General features: G+C 47.3%; 16 protein-coding genes and 2 rRNA genes (1 of these 18 running past the window's edge). 11 read left to right on the plus strand and 7 right to left on the minus strand.

What is annotated here, in order from left to right; all coding sequences use genetic code 11:
* The 8 genes from ACPUEK_RS03280 to ACPUEK_RS03315 all read left to right on the plus strand — a co-directional run.
* Positions 1-304: ribosomal RNA gene (locus tag ACPUEK_RS03280) — 23S ribosomal RNA — on the plus strand (it extends 2,583 nt beyond the left edge of the window).
* Positions 305-588: 284 nt separating this feature from the next.
* Positions 589-703 (plus strand): 5S ribosomal RNA (gene rrf, locus ACPUEK_RS03285).
* 823 nt (positions 704-1,526) lie between these two features.
* On the plus strand, positions 1,527-2,006 hold the full coding sequence (locus ACPUEK_RS03290; RefSeq protein WP_067221267.1) for a 2TM domain-containing protein: 480 nt from the start codon (positions 1,527-1,529) through the stop codon (positions 2,004-2,006).
* Positions 2,007-2,038: 32 nt separating this feature from the next.
* Entirely contained in the window at positions 2,039-3,091 is a 1,053-nt protein-coding gene (locus ACPUEK_RS03295; RefSeq protein ID WP_425642317.1) for a Gfo/Idh/MocA family oxidoreductase, read from the plus strand.
* Between the two features lie 277 nt (positions 3,092-3,368).
* A complete protein-coding gene (locus ACPUEK_RS03300; RefSeq protein ID WP_425642318.1) occupies positions 3,369-4,493 on the plus strand; it encodes a TRAP transporter substrate-binding protein in 1,125 nt (374 codons plus the stop codon).
* A gap of 225 nt (positions 4,494-4,718) precedes the next feature.
* The gene (locus tag ACPUEK_RS03305) at positions 4,719-5,840 is read left to right on the plus strand and encodes a TRAP transporter substrate-binding protein (RefSeq protein WP_425642319.1); all 1,122 of its coding nucleotides are present in this window, start codon (positions 4,719-4,721) and stop codon (positions 5,838-5,840) included.
* 237 nt (positions 5,841-6,077) lie between these two features.
* The gene (locus ACPUEK_RS03310; protein ID WP_067221255.1) at positions 6,078-7,199 is read left to right on the plus strand and encodes a TRAP transporter substrate-binding protein; all 1,122 of its coding nucleotides are present in this window, start codon (positions 6,078-6,080) and stop codon (positions 7,197-7,199) included.
* Between the two features lie 174 nt (positions 7,200-7,373).
* The gene (locus tag ACPUEK_RS03315; RefSeq protein ID WP_425642320.1) at positions 7,374-8,606 is read left to right on the plus strand and encodes a diguanylate cyclase; all 1,233 of its coding nucleotides are present in this window, start codon (positions 7,374-7,376) and stop codon (positions 8,604-8,606) included.
* Positions 8,607-8,747: 141 nt separating this feature from the next.
* Here ACPUEK_RS03315 and ACPUEK_RS03320 read toward each other — a convergent pair whose 3' ends face one another.
* From ACPUEK_RS03320 to ACPUEK_RS03350, 7 genes are all read right to left on the minus strand, one after another.
* Positions 8,748-9,437, minus strand: a complete 690-nt coding sequence (locus ACPUEK_RS03320) for a 1-pyrroline-5-carboxylate dehydrogenase (RefSeq protein ID WP_067221250.1) — start codon at positions 9,435-9,437, stop codon at positions 8,748-8,750.
* Positions 9,438-9,461: 24 nt separating this feature from the next.
* Positions 9,462-12,584 carry a bifunctional proline dehydrogenase/L-glutamate gamma-semialdehyde dehydrogenase PutA gene (gene putA / locus ACPUEK_RS03325; RefSeq protein WP_425642321.1) on the minus strand — a complete coding sequence of 1,041 codons (3,123 nt, stop codon included), beginning with the start codon at positions 12,582-12,584 and terminating at the stop codon, positions 9,462-9,464.
* A gap of 319 nt (positions 12,585-12,903) precedes the next feature.
* Positions 12,904-13,680, minus strand: a complete 777-nt coding sequence (locus ACPUEK_RS03330; RefSeq protein WP_067221245.1) for an AraC family transcriptional regulator — start codon at positions 13,678-13,680, stop codon at positions 12,904-12,906.
* Positions 13,681-13,793: 113 nt separating this feature from the next.
* Positions 13,794-14,750, minus strand: a complete 957-nt coding sequence (locus ACPUEK_RS03335; protein WP_067034169.1) for an NADPH:quinone reductase — start codon at positions 14,748-14,750, stop codon at positions 13,794-13,796.
* 22 nt (positions 14,751-14,772) lie between these two features.
* Positions 14,773-16,161: a TRAP transporter large permease gene (locus tag ACPUEK_RS03340; RefSeq protein WP_082856560.1), complete on the minus strand. Its 1,389-nt coding sequence runs from the start codon at positions 16,159-16,161 to the stop codon at positions 14,773-14,775.
* A 1-nt stretch (position 16,162) separates the two neighbouring features.
* A complete protein-coding gene (locus ACPUEK_RS03345; RefSeq protein WP_425642322.1) occupies positions 16,163-16,681 on the minus strand; it encodes a TRAP transporter small permease subunit in 519 nt (172 codons plus the stop codon).
* A 247-nt stretch (positions 16,682-16,928) separates the two neighbouring features.
* A complete protein-coding gene (locus ACPUEK_RS03350; RefSeq protein WP_425642323.1) occupies positions 16,929-17,447 on the minus strand; it encodes a hypothetical protein in 519 nt (172 codons plus the stop codon).
* 304 nt (positions 17,448-17,751) lie between these two features.
* On the opposite strand from ACPUEK_RS03350, the gene ACPUEK_RS03355 reads away from it, so the two are divergent.
* From ACPUEK_RS03355 to pstA, 3 genes are all read left to right on the plus strand, one after another.
* Positions 17,752-18,720: a PstS family phosphate ABC transporter substrate-binding protein gene (locus ACPUEK_RS03355; protein ID WP_067034159.1), complete on the plus strand. Its 969-nt coding sequence runs from the start codon at positions 17,752-17,754 to the stop codon at positions 18,718-18,720.
* Between the two features lie 113 nt (positions 18,721-18,833).
* Complete coding sequence (locus tag ACPUEK_RS03360; RefSeq protein WP_067221237.1) at positions 18,834-21,101, plus strand: ABC transporter permease subunit; 2,268 nt, start codon at positions 18,834-18,836, stop codon at positions 21,099-21,101.
* Positions 21,101-22,813, plus strand: a complete 1,713-nt coding sequence (pstA, locus tag ACPUEK_RS03365; RefSeq protein WP_425642324.1) for a phosphate ABC transporter permease PstA — start codon at positions 21,101-21,103, stop codon at positions 22,811-22,813. Before ACPUEK_RS03360 ends, pstA begins: the two co-directional genes overlap by 1 nt.
* The last annotated feature ends 19 nt before the right edge of the window (positions 22,814-22,832 follow it).

The raw sequence follows: 22,832 nt of genomic DNA on the forward strand, positions 1-22,832 counted from the left end.
CAGTTCGGTCCCTATCTGCCGTGGACGTTTGAGATTTGAGAAGAGTTGCTCCTAGTACGAGAGGACCGGAGTGAACGAACCTCTGGTGTTCCGGTTGTCACGCCAGTGGCATTGCCGGGTAGCTATGTTCGGACGGGATAACCGCTGAAAGCATCTAAGCGGGAAGCCTCCTTCAAGATAAGATCTCACTGGCACTTAAAGTGCCCTAAAGAGCCGTTCGAGACTAGGACGTTGATAGGTTGGGTGTGTAAGTGCTGTGAGGCATTGAGCTAACCAATACTAATTGCTCGTGAGGCTTGACCATATAACACCAAAATGGTTTTTACTGTCGTTGTTCCAGACAACGAACAGTACTTCCTCCTTCCATGGAGGTCGAGTGTGAAGAAAACATACTCGCTGTACTACAGATTACGACACTACTGAAATTGTTCCAGACAATTTTCAGTATTGCCTCCATCCTTGGAGGTACTGGTTTGATACTTGGTTATCACTATTTCAAAAGTTTTATTGTTAAAGACTCAAGTTCACGAACTTGCGTGTTTTGGCTAAGGCAAGCATAAGCCCCCAAAACGATCGCAAACCCGTTTGCTTGACGATCATAGAGGCGTTGAACCACCTGATCCCATCCCGAACTCAGAAGTGAAAGGCGCCATCGCCGATGGTAGTGTGGGAGATCCCATGTGAGAGTAGGTCGTCGTCAAGCATCATACAAAGGAAGCCCTGATAGCGATGCTGTCAGGGCTTTTTTATGTCTGCGGTTTTCCGCACCTCAACGCAGCTAGATTGCGCATCCCTTTTATGCCCCGCTTGCGCCTGTTTCATGCTTCGACGCGTCAGCGCGTGACATCAAAAGCATGCGCCTTATGGCATCAGTCAGAGAAGGCGTTCAGAAAAACACAGGCATAGCACCACCTGATCCCATCCCGAACTCAGAAGTGGCTCTCAACACGCCGCAGGCGCTCATCATCGCCGATGGTAGTGAGGGAGCCCCCCTGTGAGAGTCCCGCAAGGGCATAGATATCGTCAAGCATCATACAAAGGAAGCCCTGATAGCCACGCTGTCAGGGCTTTTTTGTGTCTTCGGTTTTTCTCATCTCAACGCATCAACACCTCAACGTAGCTAGATTGCGCATCCCTAAAGAGTGCGTCTTATGGTATCGATCAGAGAAAGTGTTTAGAGTCAGACCATAATCGCGCACTGTACGAGCTTTCTTCGCTGTGACTTTTGACATTAAGGTAACGTCATCTAATAGTGTCGCAATATCATTGCGTCATGCTGAACACGTCAGCGCCCGCTTTTCAAATCCTTCAGTAAAGTCATTCCGATGTGCAGAAGATTCAATAAGATAATGCTACTGTAATGGTGAATGTGTTTATAAGAAGTTTTTTTCATTAACTAAAATACAAAATTTTATCTCTAACTTATTGAAAAATAAGGACTGTCACCAATATGTCAGGTAAGTGTCGTAAGTTTTATTGCTTGCAGCTGTTAGTTTCATGACTCAAGCAGTGACAAGGATTTTAAGATGATTATCAAAAAGCTTAGATTACAACGAGGTTGGTCACAGGATCAGCTTTCCCAGTTGAGTGGCCTTAGTATTCGTACTATTCAGCGGATTGAAAGTGGGCAAAAAGCTGGTTTGGAATCTCTAAAAGCTTTGGCTGCTGTTTTTGAAACAACAGTGTCAAACTTACAAGAGGAATCCGATATGGCAACAGGTGACAGTCAAACTCAAAAAGTCGATATTGAAGAGCGTTTAGCATTCGCTCGAGTCAAACGAGTAAAAGGTTTTTATATTCATCTGGGACAGTATTTAGTGGTAATGACCCTGCTGTTTACGATAAACCTTGTAACTCGTCCTGAGTATATTTGGGCTTTTTGGCCGTTATTAGGTTGGGGTGCAGGACTAACATTTCATGGTCTGAGGGCGTTCAGTTTGATCAAGTGGTTTGGCCCAGAGTGGGAAAAGCGTCAAGTTGAGAAGTACTTGGGAAGAAAGTTATAAATAATCTTTATCAATTACAGCGAGAGAAAAGTATGGCAATTCGTGTTGGCATCATTGGGTTTGGCTTATCTGGACGAGTTTTTCACGCACCGTTTGTATCGCATCAATCCGCGATGACGCTTTCCTATATTTGTTCTTCAAAGCCTCAAGAGGTGCATCAATATTGGCCTGATGTCACGGTGGTTGGCGATGCCGATGCATTGATTAAAAGTAGTGACGTTGATCTGGTAGTGATTACGACGCCTAATGAGCTGCATTTTCCACAAGCTAAGTTGGCGTTAGAATCGGGTAAGCATGTATTGCTTGAGAAACCTTCTGTTACGGAGGTGGAGCAAATCGAAGAGTTGTGCCGCTTAGCGTACGATAAAGGGTTAGTCTTTACTGTGTATCAAAACCGTCGTTTTGATGGCGATTTCTTACGTTTAAAAGAGTTAGTTGAAACCGCTGAGTTAGGGCAATTGAAGCAGCTAGAAAGCCGCTTTGACCGTTTTCGACCGGAAGTTCAAGACCGTTGGCGTGAGCAGCCTGGTGTTGGCACTGGTATCTTCTGGGATCTTGGGCCTCATGTGATAGATCAGGTGCTGGCGTTGCTGGGAACGCCTGACTGGTTAAGCGCAAGCATAGACACACTCCGTGAAGAAGGCGCTGCACCGGATGTGTTCGAAATCGAGTTGGGTTATGGCAAGTCTCGAGTTCGACTTGGTGCAAGCTTATTTGAAGCAGGGGACATGCGTCGCTTTAATGCCCGCTTTGATGCTGGCACTTGGCATTGCTTTGGTTTAGACGCTCAAGAAGATGCTTTGCGAGCGGGTGAGTTACCCGGTCAAGATGACTTTGCCAAAGGAGTCCAAAAAGCGATGAGATATAATGCACCTGACCAAAGCAGTATTACTGAGACGGAGGAAGTATTATCTGCAGGTCGTTATATTGAGTTTTATCAGCGTTTAGCGGATGCGATTCAAGGTAAAGGCGATGCGCCAGTTTCTAAGCAGCAAGCCTGTGAGTTGGTGTACGCTATGAAACTAGTAGAGCAGTCGGCACAATCAGGGGAGCGTAAGGCTTGGTTTTACACCAGCCCTTTCTAATGTGTCAGCGTACTTACGCACTTTTTGCGTGATCTCTTGAACTAAGCTCAATGAAATTCTATTGGCTGTTTAGATTTTCATTGAGTTGATCAACTATCCATCATACCATTTCGCGCGCACTGACTAGAGTGCACTCCAAGCGACGACAAAAACAAAAATACTGCCGTTTATCCCATTCCTATCGTGCCGAGCTTTTTAGCGTTATGGCACGTCGAGCGATACTGCTATATGCCATACAAGTGCAGGCAGTCAGTAACTGGTTTTTCTGAGGAAGATAATGAATACAATTGTGAATTTCGGCAAATTAGCGCTGGCTGGTTTGTTGTCTCTTACGTTAGCCGCCTGCGGTGGTAGTAATGACCCCGTTGCATCGGATACAAGTCAAGCCGCGCCAATTGCGAAGGCTAAGCCAATTGAGTGGAAAATGGTCACCACTTGGCCGAAAAACTTTCCTGCATTGGGCACCGGTGCTGAGCATCTAGCACAAAGCATTACCGCTATGTCTGGTGGCCGTATTAAGGTCAAAGTCTACGCCGCGGGCGAATTAGTTCCTGCACTGGAAGCGTTTGATGCGGTGTCCCGTGGCACAGCACAAATAGGTCATGCGGCCTCTTACTATTGGAAAGGCAAAGTGCCTGCAGCACAGTTTTTTACGACGGTACCATTTGGTCTAACGGCACAAGAAATGAATGCATGGTTGTCTCAGGGGGGTGGTCAAGCGCTTTGGGAAGAGGTGTATGCACCGTTTAATATTATCCCTATGGCAGCAGGCAACACAGGTACGCAAATGGGCGGCTGGTTCAATAAGGAGATTAATTCTGTTGCCGATCTTAGCGGACTGAAAATGCGTATGCCGGGTTTGGGTGGCGAAGTCCTAGCGGATGCAGGGGTAACAGTTGTGAATATGCCAGGCAGTGAAATGTTTACGGCATTGCAAACGGGCACGATTGATGCGACAGAGTTCGTCGGGCCATACAATGATTTGGCATTTGGTATCTATAAAGCGGCGAAATATTACTACTACCCAGGCTGGCAAGAGCCCGGATCAGCGATTGAGACGTTCATTAACAAAGAGGCATTCGAAGCCTTGCCGGAAGATTTGCAGTTGATTGTTCGCGCGGCAGCACGTCAAACCAATGCAGAAATACTAGATGAATACACCGCGATGAATCACAGCGCGCTAGACACCTTGATTAACGAGCATGGGGTGATTCTAAAACGCTACCCTGATGATGTTTTAGTGGAGTTCCGTGCATCGACGGAGAGGGTAATGGAAAAAGTGGCTGCTAACGATCCATTGAGCCAAAAAGTCTATGACTCCATGAAGCGCTTCAAGCAGAATGTCATGAAATGGAGTGATATTTCTGAGCGCGCTATTCTGAACGCTCGATCCGCTGACTAATGTGGATTAGAACTTGATCACATTTAGCCCCTTAATACTTTGAATTAAGAGGCTTTTTTATACCAATTGCTAATAGGGTTGTTGAGCAATTTCTACTCAAAACATAGTATCCTTGGATACCCATGTGCTGGACATAGGATCATTGCCTAAGAGCGTGAGATAATTCTGCGCACTTCGGTTTTAACTGACAAAAATAAAGTAACTCGCTTCCTAAGGGATATATCCATGATCAACGTAAAAGCTTTCAGCAAGTGGATGCTTGCTGGCATCACAGCAGCCAGCTTGGTTGCCTGTGGCGGTTCTGAGCCATCAGAGAATACGCAAACACAAGCGGCCGCTCCGGCGAAACCAGAAACCATTGAGTGGAAAATGGTGACCACTTGGCCGAAAAACTTCCCAGCATTGGGCACGGGTGCAGAGCACCTAGCTGAAAGCATTACCGCCATGTCTGGTGGCCGTATTCATGTCAAAGTGTATGCGGCCGGTGAGTTAGTGCCAGCGTTGGAAGCCTTTGATGCGGTCTCTCGTGGCACCGCGCAAATCAGTCATGGGGCCTCTTACTATTGGAAAGGCAAGGTGCCAGCCGCGCAATTCTTTACCACAGTGCCCTTTGGCCTAACGGCACAGGAAATGAATGCTTGGTTGTCTCATGGTGGTGGCCAAGCATTGTGGGAAGAAGTGTATGCACCGTTTAATGTGATCCCTATGGCGGCGGGTAACTCTGGCACGCAAATGGGAGGATGGTTCAATAAAGAAATTAACTCGGTAGCGGATCTTGATGGTCTGAAAATGCGTATGCCGGGGTTAGGAGGCGAAGTCTTAGCCGATGCGGGTGTCACGGTTGTTAACATGCCGGGCAGTGAAATGTTTACCGCACTGCAAACTGGCACCATCGATGCGACTGAATTCGTCGGCCCATACAATGATCTAGCCTTTGGACTCTATAAAGCGGCGAAATACTACTACTACCCAGGCTGGCAAGAGCCAGGTTCTGCGTTGGAAACGGTGGTTAACAAAGATGCTTTTGAGGCATTACCAGAAGACCTGCAGTTGATTGTCCGTGCGGCAGCACGTCAAACCAATGCAGACATCCTTGATGAATTCATGGCGATGAATAACAGTGCTCTAGAAACACTGATCAACGACCATGGTGTTATTTTAAAACGTTTCCCTGACGACGTATTGGCGGAGTTCCGTGCATCAACGGATACCGTGATGGAAAAAGTGGCTGCCCAAGATCCACTAAGTCAAAAAGTATACAGCTCTATGAAGGACTTTAAAAAGAAAGTCATGAAATGGAGCGACATCTCTGAGCGTGCCATCATCAATGCTCGTGCAGGTGAGTAGCTTGTTTTAATAACTGAATGGTTGCTAAGCCCCTTAGTCGTTGGATTAAGGGGCTTTTTTTTGATCAATTATGATGACAAGTGTTGAGCTATTTAGATGCAGAGCATAGTATCATTCGTGACCAATGCGGAAGAAATAAGTTTTTTGCTTGCGATTAGCTGAGTTTATTATACGGCCGCAATCCAGTCGTAAACTGACAAAAAGAATAAAGTAACGAGTTTTCTGAGGGATACATCAATGATCAACGCGAAAGCATTTAGCAAGTGGACGCTTGCAGGGATCACCGCGGCAACATTAGTTGCATGTGGCGGTTCTGAGCAGTCAAGCAGTACGGAAACACAAGCGGCAGCGCCTGCCAAACAAGAAACCATCGAATGGAAAATGGTCACGACATGGCCAAAGAACTTTCCTGGTCTTGGAACCGGTGCAGAAAACCTAGCGAACAACATTACGGAAATGTCTGGTGGCCGTCTGAAAGTTAAAGTCTATGCGGCGGGAGAGCTAGTGCCACCGTTAGAAGTGTTTGATGCGGTATCTCGCGGCACCGCTCAAATGGGCCATGGTGCAGCTTATTATTGGAAAGGCAAAGCTCCTGCGGCGCAATTTTTCACAGCGGTACCGTTTGGCATGACCGCACAAGAGATCAACTCTTGGATCTACCATGGCGGCGGTATGAAGCTATGGGAAGAAGTTTACGAACCATTCAACATAAAGCCATTGACTGCGGGTAATACTGGGGTACAGATGGGTGGTTGGTTCAATAAAGAAATCAACTCATTAGAAGATTTTAACGGTCTGAAAATGCGCATTCCTGGTTTAGGTGGTGAAGTGCTTGAGAAGCTAGGTGGCTCACCGATTAACTTACCTGGTGGCGAAATCTTTACAGCGCTGCAAACGGGTACGATTGATGCGACAGAGTGGGTTGGCCCATACAATGACCTTGCGTTTGGTCTGTATAAAGCGGCGAAATACTACTATTACCCAGGTTGGCATGAGCCAGGTTCTGAGATGGAACTATTGGTCAACAAAACGGCTTACGAAGAGCTACCTAAAGACCTACAGGCGATTGTGCGTTCCGCATCTCGTCAAGCAACGCAAGACATGTTGGACGAGTTTACTGCGTTGAACAACGATGCATTGCAGACGTTAGTGAATGAACATAATGTTGATCTTCGTCCGTTCCCAGAAGACGTTTTAAAAGCCTTGAAACAAGCGTCGCATGAAACACTGGAAGGCGTGGCGGCAAATGACGAAATGAGTAAGAAAGTATACGACTCTTTTAAAACCTTCCTAGGCAAAGTGTCGCAGTGGCATGACGTGTCAGAACGCGCTTACATTAATGCGCGTGATGCGGAGTAAACGTTCTTAGATTAAATGGTTCTTAAAAGCCCTGCTTAAAGTAGGGCTTTTTTTGATCTAACGGAAAAGATTAACAATCATATACAAAGCTTATCGAAAGACCGCACTGAGATCATTGACCCAATAGTATGCTCGCCTTAACCTTGTATGAAAACATACAAAGGTCAGGATACCATGAGTTCCTCCACCATTTATCACTCCGGTTGCCTTACGTCATATAAGGTCGTGCTTGCAACGTTACTAGATCAGAGCGTGTTCAAATTTCAGTGGCAAGAAATAGAGTGCCTTCAAGAAGTGCCCGTTTCAGGCATGGCATTGCTGCATGAGTCAGATGTTCAGGGCCGCGATATCCCTCTTATTGGTGCGCGAAAAATTCTTATGGTATTGGATAAGTGGGATCTTAGTTGTGCTTTAACGTGGGTTGAACAAGGTGCCAATGACAGCGCTGGGCTCGAGGATTTAGAGCGGATCGCAACTTGGGTAGTCGCCGAGCAGTCACGCAGTCTTTGGCATAATCCACAACCCTCTTATCAACAAAATACGCTGCAAACCGTGATAGACGCAATTCCGGTGCCGATCTTCTATAAAGATGAATGGCACATCTATCGTGGCTGTAATCTTGCTTTTAGTGAATTCATTGGCTTATCAAAAGAGAAAATAATTGATCATTCTGTGTACGATGTGGCACCTAAAGAATTAGCTGATATCTACTATCAGGCTGATCAAGACTTGTTGGCCAAAGGCGGCAAGCAGGAATATGAAACAGATGTAAAAAATGCTCAAGGTGAGCGGTTCGAAATAGAATTTCACAAAGCTATTTTTTATACATCTAATGGTAACAAAGGCGGCCAAGTTGGAGTCATGTTGGATGTTACCGAAAAGAACCGCTTAATGCGTGAGCTTGATAAAGTCAGTCGCACAGATCCGTTAACGGGTGTCGGAAACCGCCGTGAGTTTGATGATGCTGTCAGCTCGGCCTTAGGCGAAGCCCAGGCATCATATTCTTCCATCAGTTTGTTGACCATCGACGTAGATCATTTTAAATCGATCAACGATCAGTTTGGCCACAGCTGTGGTGATGAAGCGCTTAAGTTTTTGGTGCGTTGCATTTACCTAGCAAGTCCGAGTAATGCCAGTATTTATCGTATTGGCGGGGAAGAGTTTTACGTGCTGCTACCGAGAACTAACTTAGCCGAAGCTCGAAGTGCCGCAGAGAAAGTGTGCCAACATATTCCTTCGCAGCCTCTCATTTTAAAAGGCGAGCAAGTGAATATGACGGTTTCAATTGGGGCGATTCAGTTGGCTTCTGAGCAACAATTAGAAGACTCCTTTAAACGAGTGGATCAGGCCTTGTACGAAGCCAAAATGACAGGTAGGAACCGCGTTTGCCTAGCGTACTATGATTAAACAGGGAGGCTTTTGACGTGCAAAAAAAAGCCCGCTGATTAGTCATCAATCAACGGGCTGGACTCGTTTGCGGGAGGAAAAAGAGCCCCAAAATAAAAAAGACAGGGGGTGGAGACTCCCTGTCGTGCGCTCAATACCGCGTTACTCTGCTTTGCTGCCTAGCTCAAGCAGAGTAGCGTTGCCGCCAATAGCGGTGGTGTTGTTGCTTACGGTTTGTTCCGTAACGAAGCGCAAAATGTAGTGCGGCGCAGCAATGGTTGTCAGCGCTTGCACGTTTGTCTCTTCCACTAACTGACACAACAAGCCTGATTTTTGAGCCAGTTGTTTATTCAGATGTTTAGCTCTATCTGCGTCACAGATGATCGCAACACCTGCTAGATCCGTTGCATCAAGGATGGAGTCTTGTGCTGACTCCGCCACATTTTGAATGATGCCTTCTGGCACGTATTTAGACATTTGATCCATGATCGCTTGGCCTTCAGGGCCTACGGTAATGATCGGGTTACCCGCAATCAACGCCGCAAACACTTGCCCAATCAAGCCAACTGACAGATTGTCGCCAGATAAGCTGGATTGAACGGCTACCAAAAAGGCACCACGACCGTGAGTAGAAAGCGTATTGCTTTCTCCTGTTGGCCCTGGCATTAGCAAATCTTCGCCAATTTCGTGTTTGGCATTTTCGATTTGCCAGCGGGCCATACTCGCTTGCGCATGACTTAAGCTAAAAATCGCCTGTTCTAGGCATTCTGCACGACCAGAGACGCCCAAGTGGTCCCAAGCTTCAAAGGCTTGGTTGGCGACTTCGATTTGAATAGGTTTTACAATAGTCATAGGTGTTGTCTCCTGTTAGCCGAATTAAACCAATTGCTCTTTGGCAAAGCGTGGAAGGTAGTGAGGGCCACCAGCTTTCGGGCCAGTACCAGACAAACCTTGGCCACCGAACGGTTGCACGCCCACAACGGCACCGACTTGGTCACGGTTAATGTACAAGTTGCCGACACGAGCGCGCTGAGCGATGTGGGCACATGTGGTTTCGTTACGGCTGTGAACACCCATGGTCAAACCAAACCCTGAGTTATTAATGGTATCGATGATCTTGTCGAGGTCTTTCGCTTTGTAGCGAACCACGTGCAGAATCGGGCCGAATTTTTCATCTTTGAGTTGATCAATACTGTTTATTTCAAAGGCCGTTGGTGCCACGTAGGTTCCTTTGTCAGCCCACTCTGGTAGTGCAGACTGAGCAATCAAGCGACCTTCTTTTTTCATGACTTCAATGTGATCCAGTAGCATTTTTTGTGCTTTCTCATCGATCACAGGGCCAACGTCCGTTGAGTGCAAGTAAGGCAAGCCAACGCTTTGCTCTTTCATCGCACCTGCGATCATTGGGATCACTCGATCGGCAATGTCCGCTTGAACAAACATGACACGCAACGCGGAACAACGTTGACCCGCAGACGCGAACGCAGAACGAACGGCGTCGCGTACAACTTGTTCTGGCAATGAGGTTGAGTCGATCAACATAGCATTTTGGCCACCGGTTTCAGCAATCACGGGTACAGGTGCGACACCGCGGTTTGCCAAGGTACGGTTGATTAACTGTGCGGTCCCCGTTGAACCAGTAAAGGCCAAACCAGCAATGGCTTTATGTTCAGTCATTGGCGCACCAACCGTTGCACCGTTACCTGGTAGGAAGTGCAACACTTCTTTTGGAATGCCTGCTTCGTGCAGCATTTGTACCGCGCGAAAAGCGATCAGAGACGTTTGCTCAGCGGCTTTACAAACCACTGAGTTACCTGCAACCAGTGCTGCGACGACTTGGCCAGTAAAGATCGCCAATGGGAAATTCCACGGGCTGATACAGGCGAATACACCGCGACCAGTTTGCTGTGCGTGTTGCGTGTTGCCTAGGAAGTCTGTGAACGTCTTCGGCGCGGCAAAATTCTGACGTGCTTGCTGTGCGTAGTAGTGACAGAAGTCGACCGCTTCGCGGACTTCGTCAATACAGTCTTGGATGGTTTTACCTGCTTCGCGGTGACAGATTGCTACCAATTCAGCGTAGTTTTCTTCCATCAACTCAGCCATGCGCTCTAGGCAGGCTGCACGCTCTGTCGCCGGTGTTTGTGACCAAGCAGGGTAGGCCGCGTCCGCTTTTTCAATGGCTTGGTTAACAATCTCGCCGTTAGCCCAATGAACTTGCCCTGTAGCTAGCGTGTGGTCGTATGGGCAGTTAACCGCATGCACATCACCCGTAGACACGTTTTCACCGCCAACGATTGGCATGGCTGTCCATTGGGTGTCTTGCCCCATAAATACGTCGACAGAGGCTTTAAAAGGCTTCCACTCTGATTCGATTTCAATGTTCGGGCCGTAAGAGTTCTTACGGTCTTTAAACATGTCTTTTGGTAGGCTGATAAATGGATTGCGCAGCGTTTTACGGCTTTTCAGTACCGTCACTGGATGATCGACGAGTTCTGATACAGGGCAACGAGCATCCACTAAACGGTGTACGAAAGAGCTGTTAGCGCCGTTTTCTAGCAAGCGGCGTACTAGGTAAGGAAGTAGATCTTTGTGGCTACCAACAGGTGCATAAATACGTACACAGACATCTTTGTCTTTGATCAAGCGGTTGTACAGCGCATCGCCCATACCGTGTAGACGTTGGAATTCGTATTCACTTGTGGTCGCGCCTAGATTCTCTGCAATGGTCGCAATTGTCGCGATCGTGTGGGCGTTATGGCTGGCAAATTGTGGGAAGATCCACTCGCGAGTGTGTGTGCTTAATAGGAAGTGAGCACAGGCTAAGTAGGATACATCGGTTGCTTCTTTGCGTGTGTACACAGGGTAACCGCTTAGGCCACGCTGTTGACACAATTTAATTTCAGAGTCCCAGTAAGCGCCTTTTACCAGACGTAGCGGGATACGATCGCCTACATCTTTAGCAAGTGCCGCTAGCCAGTTCAATACCGGCAGGCAGCGCTTCGAGTAGGCTTGTACCACTAGGCCAAACAAGCCCCAGCCTTTGGTGCAGTCGTCACGAAACAGCTTTTCAAACAAGTGCAATGATAGCTCTAGACGGTCTGCTTCTTCGGCGTCAATGGTGATGCCAACGTTTAACGAGCGAGCTTTGTTGATTAACGTTTTAACGCTTTCAAACAGCTCTGTCATCACGCGTTCTTCGCAGCCTACTTCGTAGCGTGGGTGCAGTGCTGACAGTTTGATTGAAATTGTTGGGCGATGACCTTTGCTGTAAGTGTCTTGACCAACAGACTCGATAGCTTGCATGTAAGACGTGAGGTATTTATCAGCGTCTTGCGCTGTCAACGCTGCTTCACCCAGCATATCGAACGAATAAGTGTAGCCTTTGTCACGGTAACTTTTACCACGAGACAACGCTTCATTGATTGAACGGCCTAAAACGAATTGATGTCCCATGATCTTCATGGCTTGGTTCATTGCCTTACGAATAACAGGCTCTGACATACGGTTAACCATACGATTGACTAAGTTAGCCGGTTTGCCATCTTTGGTTTCGTCCATGGTCACGACTTTACCCGTCAACAATAAACCCCATGTGGAGGCGTTGACGAAGAATGAATCAGAGTTGTTGGCGTGAGAGGCCCAGTCGGCGACGCTCAAACGGTCTTTGATGAAGGCATCAGCGGTTTCTTTATCCGGTACGCGCATCAGGGCTTCTGCTAGACACATCAGCAAGATACCCTCTTTGGTGTCTAGGCTGTATTCCAATAGCAGTGAGTCGATCATCGACATGGACTCGCCGTCAGCACGTACTTGATCGATCAAGTGAGTGGCCGCATCCGTACTTGCTTTAAGCTGAACGTCGCTGGGTTCGGCAAGTTTCAATAGCTCTGTAAGCCATTGCTCTTCATCGACACTGTACAGTGGTGAAATGCGGTCCCAAAGCTGGCTGAGCGATTGCTCAAGAATAGTTGGCTGTAACACTTCTAGCGCATTAAACATAGTCGGATTCTCCCGCGACGACCGGAAAGCCATGCTTCCGTTTTAAACCGTTTGTGTTTTTTGAGGATACGATCTTTAAGTGTTGCAAAGACTTGTGAAAACTCAAGTAAGTTCAATGCAACAAAAGCGACCTTATTGTATGTGTGAAATATAGTGACAGGGGGGTTACAGCGTCTTTCGTAATACTCGGGATTTTTTATAAGAAAATCCGATAGAAAAAATAAGTGTTTTTAAAAATGCGTAAATGCGCCAAAAAAGAGCGTAAATGAGGTGAAATGCTTTTTATCTGTGTAATAGAACGATTGGCGATGTGGGTTAATCAAACGCCGCGGAACTGTTTTTGATACTTCAGCGGTGTAATACCAAGTGTCTGAGAGAAAGTGCTGGTCATGGCACTTTGACTTGAAAAACCACACATTTCGGCCACGTGAACGGGTGTATGTCCTTCTCTTAATAGCAGCTGTGCACGCTCTAAACGCTTACGAATCAAATATTGATGGGGCGTCATGCCGGTGCGCTCTTTAAAGCGCTCATGAAACTGGCTAACACTTAAAAAACAGAAGTTGGCAAGTTGGTTTATTTGCACGCGGCGGGACAGGTTGAGCTCAATAAATTGATCAAGCTTTTCAATATCCAGCTGTTGTCCGCGAGTTTTGACGTCTTGGCTTCCTAACTGATGGCGAATCGCGCTAAGTAAAGTATTACCACAGGCACGCGCTAACAGCATGTCTTCCGGGTACTGCTGTAGCTCACCTGACAACGCCGATGCGAGCACTTGTAAGCGTGGATTAAGCTCGAAATAGGCGGCTTGATCGAATAAACGGGATACCACCTCGTATTCTTCGTCGGTTATGGCTTTCTGTGGTGGCACCGGTAGATTCACTACTAAAATGCGATTGTCGCCCAAACCAACAAACTGATGGCCTTCTGACGACGGCACGATGCAACCGCTGCCCGAACGCATTTGTCGGCCACCTTTGCTGTCGATGTCAAAATCAGTATTACCGTCTAACACCACAACGAGCTGGTGATAATCGTGTTCGTGAGTATCGGCCACGCTAGGTAAACTGAATACGTCAGAGTCTGAATGGTTCAATAATTCTGCCTACTTTTTGTTCAATCGAAAGGTTAGAAGTATAGCTGTCATAGCCAAGATTGAGTAGAGGGAAGTAGAAGAGGGTGCCAAAACACCCTCTCGGACTGCGATATTTATAGGACGATGACTAAATTTCCTTGCGCACCGCTTTTCAATACGTCTTCATGCGCTTGTGACAATTCACTCAACGCATATTCTTTGCGTACAACCGGTTTTAAAACACCTTTTTCAAACTGCGGTAGCATCGCTTGGGCAATGCGGCACAGTTCCGCAGGTTTAACATTGGCTAACGCGACACCCATCACAGCAGCATCACGCGCCATCAAATCACGAGGATTGATGTCGACCGTACCACGGTTGCCAATCACGGCTACTCGACCACCAAAGGCTAACGCTTTTAGATCTTGATCGAGGTTATGGTTGGCCAGCATTTCAATGATGACATCGAAACCTGTTTGCAATGATTGGTACGCTGCTAAATAGTCGGTTTGATTATGCATGATCACTGTTTGCACGCCTTGAGCGCGCAGAAGGTTGGCGCCTTCTACTGTTCCAGCAGACGCTACGACGTTCATTCCAGCGGCAAGCGCCAGTTGAACCGTGGCAAGACCGACGGCCCCAGTCGCGCCATGTACCAATACTTTTTCACCGGCTTGAGCATGAGCACGACCAAATAAAGCGCGATGGGCTGTCGTGTAAGGCACTCCTAAACAAGCGCCTTCGGCGAAGCTCAGTGCATCGGCTAAAGGAAACGTATGGGTTGGCACACAAACGGCATATTCCGCTGCCGAACCGGTTAGGTTGCGAGAGAAGTATACGCGCTGGCCAAGGCTAAAGTTGGACACATTACTGCCCACTTCTACGATGGTACCGGCGCCGTCATTGCCCGGAGTATGTGGGAATGAGGCCGTATAGTTGTTTGTGCCTGAGCGGATGTAAGTGTCGACAGGATTAACGCCCGACGCGCCCACTTGGACCAAAATTTGGTCTGCATTAATGCTTGGTTTATCAGCATCCACCAGCGTTAAATCGCTTGCTGGGCCGTAATCGTTCACTTGCATCGCTTTCATAGTGTCTCCTTCGTCTCTTATGTTAACCGTAGACTTTTTCTGGCAACCAGGTTGCTAAGTCCGGCCATACCGCTAACAGTAACAGTACAAACAATTGAATTAAAATAAACGGAATCACACCTTTATATATGGACTGCGTTTTCACTTCTGGCGGTGCAACACCGCGCAGGTAGAACAGAGCAAAACCAAACGGTGGCGTTAGGAACGACGTTTGTAAGTTGATAGCCATCATAATTCCCAACCATACAGGATCTAGACCCATTGCCAACAGAACTGGTGCCACAATTGGTACAACGACGAAGGTGATCTCGATGAAGTCCAAGATAAAACCAAGGAAGAACATCACCAGCATCACGATCAGTACCGCACTGATGACACCACCAGGCAGTTGGTTAAAGAACTCATGGATCAGCTCTTCACCGCCAAAGCCTCGGAAAACCAGTGAAAACAATGAGGCACCGATCAAGATCATAAAGACCATACCGGTCACTTTGGTTGTTGTCAGTACACACGCTTTAAGTGTTTGCAAAGACAATTTACCAGACAGCCAAGCTAAAATTGCGGCGCCAAAGGCACCCACACCAGCGGCTTCAGTAGGGGTCGCAAGTCCACCTAGAATCGACCCCAATACTGCCAGAATAAGCAGTAGTGGCGGTACTAAACCTTTAACGACATCGACAAACAATGATGAATCGTCGATACCACGACGCAGCTCCTCTTTGGGGACCGCAGGGGCTTTTTCAGGCTGAAGCCAAGCGACCATTGCCACATAAACGATGTATAAAGACACCAAGAGCAAACCAGGGATTAAAGCCCCAACAAATAGATCGCCAACAGAGACAGTTTTAGGTGAGAAGACGCCCATGTCCAATTGTGCTTTTTGGAATGCGTTGGACATAACGTCACCCAACAGAACCAAAGCGATAGAAGGTGGAATGATCTGTCCCAGTGTGCCTGTTGCACAAATCGTTCCGGTGGCCAGTGCTGGATCATAACCACGACGTAACATGGTGGGTAATGAGATCATCCCCATGGTAACCACAGTCGCGCCGACGATACCGGTGCTGGCGGCCATCAACATCCCCACCAAGATAACTGAAATCCCTAATCCACCACGCATGGTGCCGAACAACATTGCCATGGAATCCAATAAACGCTCTGCGAGCTTGGATTTCTCAAGTAGAACGCCCATGAAGACGAATAAGGGAACGGCGATGAGTGTTTCGTTTCGTACAATACCAAACAATCGATTAGGTAACGCTTCTAAGAAGACCGCATCGAAGGTGCCAAACATGGCGCCACCCGCTGCGAACAGTAAGGCTGTGCCGCCTAAAGAGAAGGCAACGGGGTAGCCAAACAGTAAAAAGACACAGACGACCGCAAAGAGCCATAAAGGTAAAAATTCAGCCACCTTAGTGTGCCTCCGCTTGGTGTTTATTGAGCAGGACGCCGACATTTTTAAGAATGTCAGCAACCCCTTGAATGATCAGCATCAGCATCATCGCAGGAATCAGCGTTTTTAGCAGATAGATAAATGGCAAGCCACCGGGCTCTTGAGAGGTTTCTAAGACACGCCATGAAGCCGCGACGTAATCGATACTCATATAAGCGGTATACCCACAGAATGGCAGTAGGAACAGCAGACCACCCACGATATTCACCCACGCTTTTTTACGGGGTGAAAACCCTCGGTAGAAAACGTCGACGCGAACGTGTTCGTCATCTTTAAAGGTATAGGCCGCACCGAGCATAAACACCATGGCATGCATATACAGTACAGATTCTTGTAAGGCGATGGAGCCAATGCCTAAGCCATAGCGTAACACTACGATCAGACACGTTAGCAGCATCATTACAAGGGTAAGCCAAGCGACACATTTTCCGACAATGACGGAAATGCTCTCAGCACCACAAATGATTTTGTTAAGCATTTTTAAACCCACAGACTATTTTTTTGCTTTTGTAATAAGAAAGGCGGAAAAATCCGAGCGGTCAGTCTATTGGATATCCATGCTATTGGGAATGTTTTGGCGAGGTTTTGTTGTGAGATACTGCTTGCGGGAAGAGGGTAATATTTTATGGCAGCCATGGAGATCCTGCTTGAGCGGGCCGTCAATGGCCCATCAAGCTTAAGCTGGCACCTGACGGCGCTCTATTGGCTTAGATTTTTACCTTTAATTACCTTTGGTACTCAATAAATTCATTTGTTGGTTGACCATTCGCATCGGTTTTATTAACGGAAGATTTAGTAATGCCTTCCGGTGCTTGAATGGAAAAACTGATGTAAGGACGTGAGCCATCCGAATAGTCAAGACTCAGGTATTGCAGATGGACATTAGTAAACTCGAGAGTGTTGCTGATCCAGCTGTCACCGTTTTCGGGTGCGATGCGAGAGACAACTTTGACGTGTGGGATATTCAACCCTTCTGACATTAGCTTCATCAAAGTAGGTGTAGATTCATCAACGTATAGGTAACCAGTTAGTGTGGTCATTTTCATGTCTGGATCGACCGAGACGCTAACGGATTGAGGCATCAGAGTGATGGAAGTCGGTTCGTCGCTCATTGCCGTAATATCTTCAAAAACAATGCTATGTTTGTAAGCGACTTGCTGGCCATAGCTACCACAATAGTTACAAGCGTAAGCTGTCGCGTTGAACAACCAGCCAACCAATAATGTAATGATGATCTTCTTCATAGCGTAATCCCTGTCTATATATAAATATCCTGCGGCCAGGAAGTTAACAGGCCCATTTAAGGTCAGCAAGCGCGTTTACATATCTCTTACGCGATATTTAAAGGAATTAGAGGGTGTGTGCTGGTCTGTCATTCATGCTGCTTGATAAGGCTAATGAAAAAAGATTCAGATTATTTCAGCCTTTAACATTAATGTCACAAAGCCTCTTTATAGTTTTCACTATCGAACGAGAACGAAGTCATTCGGACTCAGAATCAAGATTTCGAATCATACCAAACTGACGATAACCATTGAGGTTGAAGTGATGAAAAAATTAGTTGCGACTCTAGCAGTATCTACTCTAGCAGGTGTTTCTGCTAACGTAATGGCAGATGTTGATGCGAACTTACCTTCGTACACGAAAGCAAGCGGTGTATCAGGTAACATTTCCAGTGTGGGTTCTGACACGCTAGCGAACTTGATGACACTTTGGGCAGAAGACTTCAAACGTCTTTACCCGAACGTAAACATCCAAATCCAAGCAGCTGGTTCTTCTACTGCGCCACCAGCGCTAACAGAAGGCACTTCTAACTTCGGTCCTATGTCTCGTCAAATGAAAGACAAAGAGATCGCAGCATTCGAGAAAAAATACGGCTACAAGCCAACTGCAGTGCCAGTTGCAATTGATGCACTAGCAGTATTTGTACACAAAGATAACCCAATCAAAGGTCTTTCTCTTCCAGAAGTGGATGCGATCTTCTCTTCTACTCGTAAAGGTGGTCACAGCGAAGACATTACTAACTGGGGTGCAACAGGTCTAACGGGTGCTTGGGCGGATCGTGACATTCAACTGTTCGGTCGTAACTCAGTATCGGGTACTTACGGTTACTTCAAATCAAACGCTCTATTCAAAGGCGACTACAAAAACTCTGTAAATGAACAGCCTGGTTCTGCTTCTGTTGTACAGTCAGTTTCTACGTCTCTTAACGGTATCGGCTACTCTGGTATCGGTTACAAAACTTCTTCAGTTCGTGCATTGCCACTGGCTAAGAAAGAAGGCGGTGAGCTAATCGAAGCGACTCCAGAGAACGCTGCGACGGGTAAATACCCACTGTCTCGCTTCCTATACGTTTACGTAAACAAAGCACCAAACAAGCCACTTGCTCCGCTTGAGCGTGAGTTCGTGAAGATGGTTCTTTCGAAAATGGGTCAAGAAGTGGTAGTGAAAGACGGTTACGTGCCATTACCAGCTAAAGTCTCTGCGAAATACATGAAAGACCTAGGTATTCAGTAATAGCTGGATAACAGGGAAGGTTTGCAGGATGCAATAAAGCAGGAGGGATTCGATCCCTCCTGCTTTTCCTATGTCCAAACCTGTCACAAAAATGTCATAAAAAGTGAATTCGGATGAGTACAAAAGCGGATCAAAAAGTACCCGAACTGGATTTCGATACGCCAGCGTTAAAGCGTCATCGTAAGGTTCGTGCGTTAAAAGATCGTAGTGCGAGCGTCGGTATTGCCATCGGCGGTAGCAGTGTGATCCTAGCTGTCCTACTGATATGTTTCTATTTGATGTATGAAGTCGCACCTCTATTTTCTGGTGCCAGCATTGAGCAGAAAGGCAGCTATAGTCTACCGGCTGAAGAATCGGGTAAAAGCTTATATTTAACCTCAGAAGAGCAAACCGAAATCGGTTTTCGTGTGGCTGAAAACGGCGACATGATTTACTTCAATATTGCCGACGGCAGTGTGATTAAAAATGTAGGCAATCCATTAGGACAACCAACGGCATTTGCTCTGGAATCCGATACCAGTCGTATGATGGCGTTTGCTTACGCAGATGGTCGCGTACTGGTCGCCAAGCAAAATTACAAAACCACCTACCCAGATGGTGTACGACTGATCACGCCAAGCATTGAATACCCTTACGGAGCAGAAGGTATTCAAGTGGCGGATTTCGCACCACGTCAGTTAAGCGTCCGCGACAATGATGAGCGTCTAACATTGGCGGTGATCGGTGATCAACAGGCCCAAGTGGTGCGTTTAAATAAAGATGTGAACTTCATCACGGAAGAAGTGGAGTTAACGGAAACTCGTGCTGAGATTCCCTTTGTAGAGGGCACTCGTGCACTATTGATTTCTGGCGATCAACGTTACCTATATGTTGCCGATGTAAATGGTGAGATGTCCGAATTCGACATTCGCGATTTAAGTGATGTTTCGACAAAAGACCAAATCGATCTAATTAAAGGCGATGCGCAGCTGGTTTCTATGCGTTACTTGCTAGGTCAGTCGTCAGTTATGGTGGCCGACAGTTCAGGTCGCGTGAGCCAATGGTTCAATGTACGTGATGAGAACAATGTTGAACACTTAACCTACATCCGTGATGTGCAACATCCTACTGGCCTAGTCGACATGGCGATGGAGCATCGTCGTAAAGGTTTTGCGACGTTAGATGACCGCGGTATTGTGTCGATTTTTAATGCGACGTCTAGCCGTCAGGTCGTCGATGAGCGAGTGAGTGATGACACCGCAAGGATGATCAGCTTTGCACCACGTGCCAATGGCTTGTTGCTAGAAGACAGCAAAGGCTTGCACTTCTTTGCCGTAGATAACGAGCACCCTGAAGTCTCTTGGTCCTCTATCTGGGGAAAAGTGTGGTACGAAGGTTACCAAGAGCCAACGTACACATGGCAGTCTTCGGCAGCAAACAATGACTTCGAACCAAAATACAGCTTGATGCCGTTGGCATTTGGTACCATCAAAGCGGCGTTCTACGCCATGCTGATGGCGGTGCCTCTGGCTATTTGTGGCGCGATTTACACGGCGTATTTCATGGCCGCGCCATTGCGTCGTAAAATCAAGCCAGTGATCGAGCTGATGGAAGCCTTACCGACGGTTATTCTAGGTTTCTTAGCCGGTCTCTTCTTCGCGCCATTCCTTGAAGAGAACTTAGCCGCTGCGTTTAGTATTTTAATTGTATTGCCAGTGGGCGTTTTACTGTTCTCATTCATCTGGTCTCGTATGCCAGCTGGTATTCGTTGGATGGTACCTGAGGGTTGGCAACCATTGCTTCTGATTCCAGTGATTGTGTTGCTCGGATGGGGCTGTGTAGCGATGAGTCCAGTGATCGAGCTGAGCTTCTTTGACGGTAACATCCGTGGCTGGTTGGGTGAACCAGGTATTATCTTCGAGCACGGTATTACATTCGACCAACGTAACTCAATGGTCGTCGGCTTTGCCATGGGCTTCGCTGTGATTCCAACGATCTTCTCGATCACCGAAGATGCGATTTTCTCTGTGCCAAAAGCGTTAACTCAAGGCTCTCTGGCATTGGGTGCGACCTACTGGCAAACCATGACACGTGTGGTACTGCCTACGGCAAGCCCTGGTATTTTCTCGGCAATCATGATCGGTATGGGTCGTGCGGTCGGTGAAACTATGATCGTACTGATGGCGACAGGTAACACGCCAATCATGGACTTCAACATCTTCGAAGGTATGCGTACGTTAGCGGCCAACCTTGCGGTGGAAGTGCCTGAGTCCGAAGTGGGCAGTTCTCACTACCGTATCTTGTTCTTAGCGGCGTTTGTGTTGTTCGTCTTTACCTTTGTTGTGAACACCATCGCAGAAACCGTGCGTCAGCACCTACGTAAGAAATACGGGTCGTTGTAATGAGTACAGAATTGAAGCAAAAGAAACAAACCGTATCCCAGTGGGTCAAGTCTGGTGATCCATGGGTATGGTTAAACGCCGGTGCCGTTGCGATCTCTGTGATCATGGTACTGGGTTTATTAGCCCTGATTGCAGTGCGTGGTCTTGGGCATTTCTGGCCAGCGGACATCAGCCAGGGAACTTACAGTTTACCAGGATCCCAGCCATACACATTGGTCGCTGAGCGTGTTGAGTCGACTGAAGTACCAGCGGCTCAGCTGCGTGAGGCCGGCATTGATGTGGCGGATCATCACGATTTGATGAAACGCACATTGATGAAAACCGGTAACCGCGACGTATATGGTTCAGATTTCCGTTGGATTATTGATGAATACTTCACTAATGAAACTCGGCCTGAAATGTTGTTCGCTGCCGAGCGTCATGAATGGGGCAACTTATACGGTTACCTACAAGCAGTCAAAGAAGACGGCCAAGTGGTTGCCTCGACGACTGATCTAACGCCGACGGAGTCTGCTTTAGCGACTTGGACAGCATTTGAACGCAGTATCGAACGTGCTACGACGATCTATGATGACATCCATACGGTGGAAAAAGATGAGATCGGTACGATCAACCATGCACTAGAACGTTTACGTCTAGAGCAGCGTCGCCTTGAGCTAAATAATGATCTAACGCCTGAGAAACAAGCAGACATTGATGCTCAGCGAGCAGAACAAAATGCTAAGTATCAAGCGTTACAGCAACGCCTGATTGATCTGTACGCAGAAATCAACCGGGATACGTTTGTGGTTCAAGTGATGGACGGCAGCGTTCACGAACTGCAAGTAGCTAAAATCGTTCGTGCTTACCGTCCAAATGCGATGGGTATCGCGCAGAAGATGAGTTTTTACGGTTCGAAAGTGTGGGAATTCCTAAGCGCAGAGCCACGTGAAGCCAATACTGAAGGCGGTGTCTTCCCTGCGATCTTCGGCACTGTGATGATGGTGTTGTTGATGACAGTACTGGTGACACCGTTTGGTGTGGTGGCGGCAGTTTACCTACGTGAGTACGCATCACAAGGTTTTGTAACGCGTACGATCCGAATTGCGGTCAACAACTTAGCCGGCGTACCGTCGATCGTATACGGTGTCTTTGGTTTAGGTTTCTTCATTTACTTCTTAGGTTCTGGCATCGACCAAGCGTTCTTTCCAGAAGCACTACCATCGCCAACTTTTGGTACCGGTGGTCTAATGTGGGCATCGATTACGCTTGCGTTGCTGACTGTACCTGTGGTGATTGTGGCAACGGAAGAAGGTCTGTCACGTATTCCACGTAACGTACGTGAAGGCTCATTAGCCTTGGGCGCAACGAAAGCGGAAACCTTATGGCGTGTAGTATTACCAATGGCCAGCCCAGCGATTATGACGGGTGTGATTCTTGCGGTAGCGCGTGCTGCGGGTGAGGTTGCACCGTTGATGTTAGTGGGCGTAGTGAAATTGGCGCCGTCATTACCATTAGACGGAAATTACCCGTACCTACACTTGGATCAGAAGTTCATGCACTTGGGCTTCCATATTTATGACGTGGGCTTCCAGAGCCCGAACGTAGAGGCAGCGCGCCCATTGGTCTACGCGACTGCACTATTATTGGTAATCGTGATTGCAACACTTAACTTAGCAGCCGTTACTATCCGTAACCACCTACGTGAAAAATACAAATCGCTGGAAATGTAAGACAGCGGAGAGAGACGAT

Origin of the sequence: Marinomonas gallaica (genome assembly GCF_049821165.1) — a bacterium.
Classification (GTDB): Bacteria; Pseudomonadota; Gammaproteobacteria; order Pseudomonadales; family Marinomonadaceae; genus Marinomonas; species Marinomonas gallaica.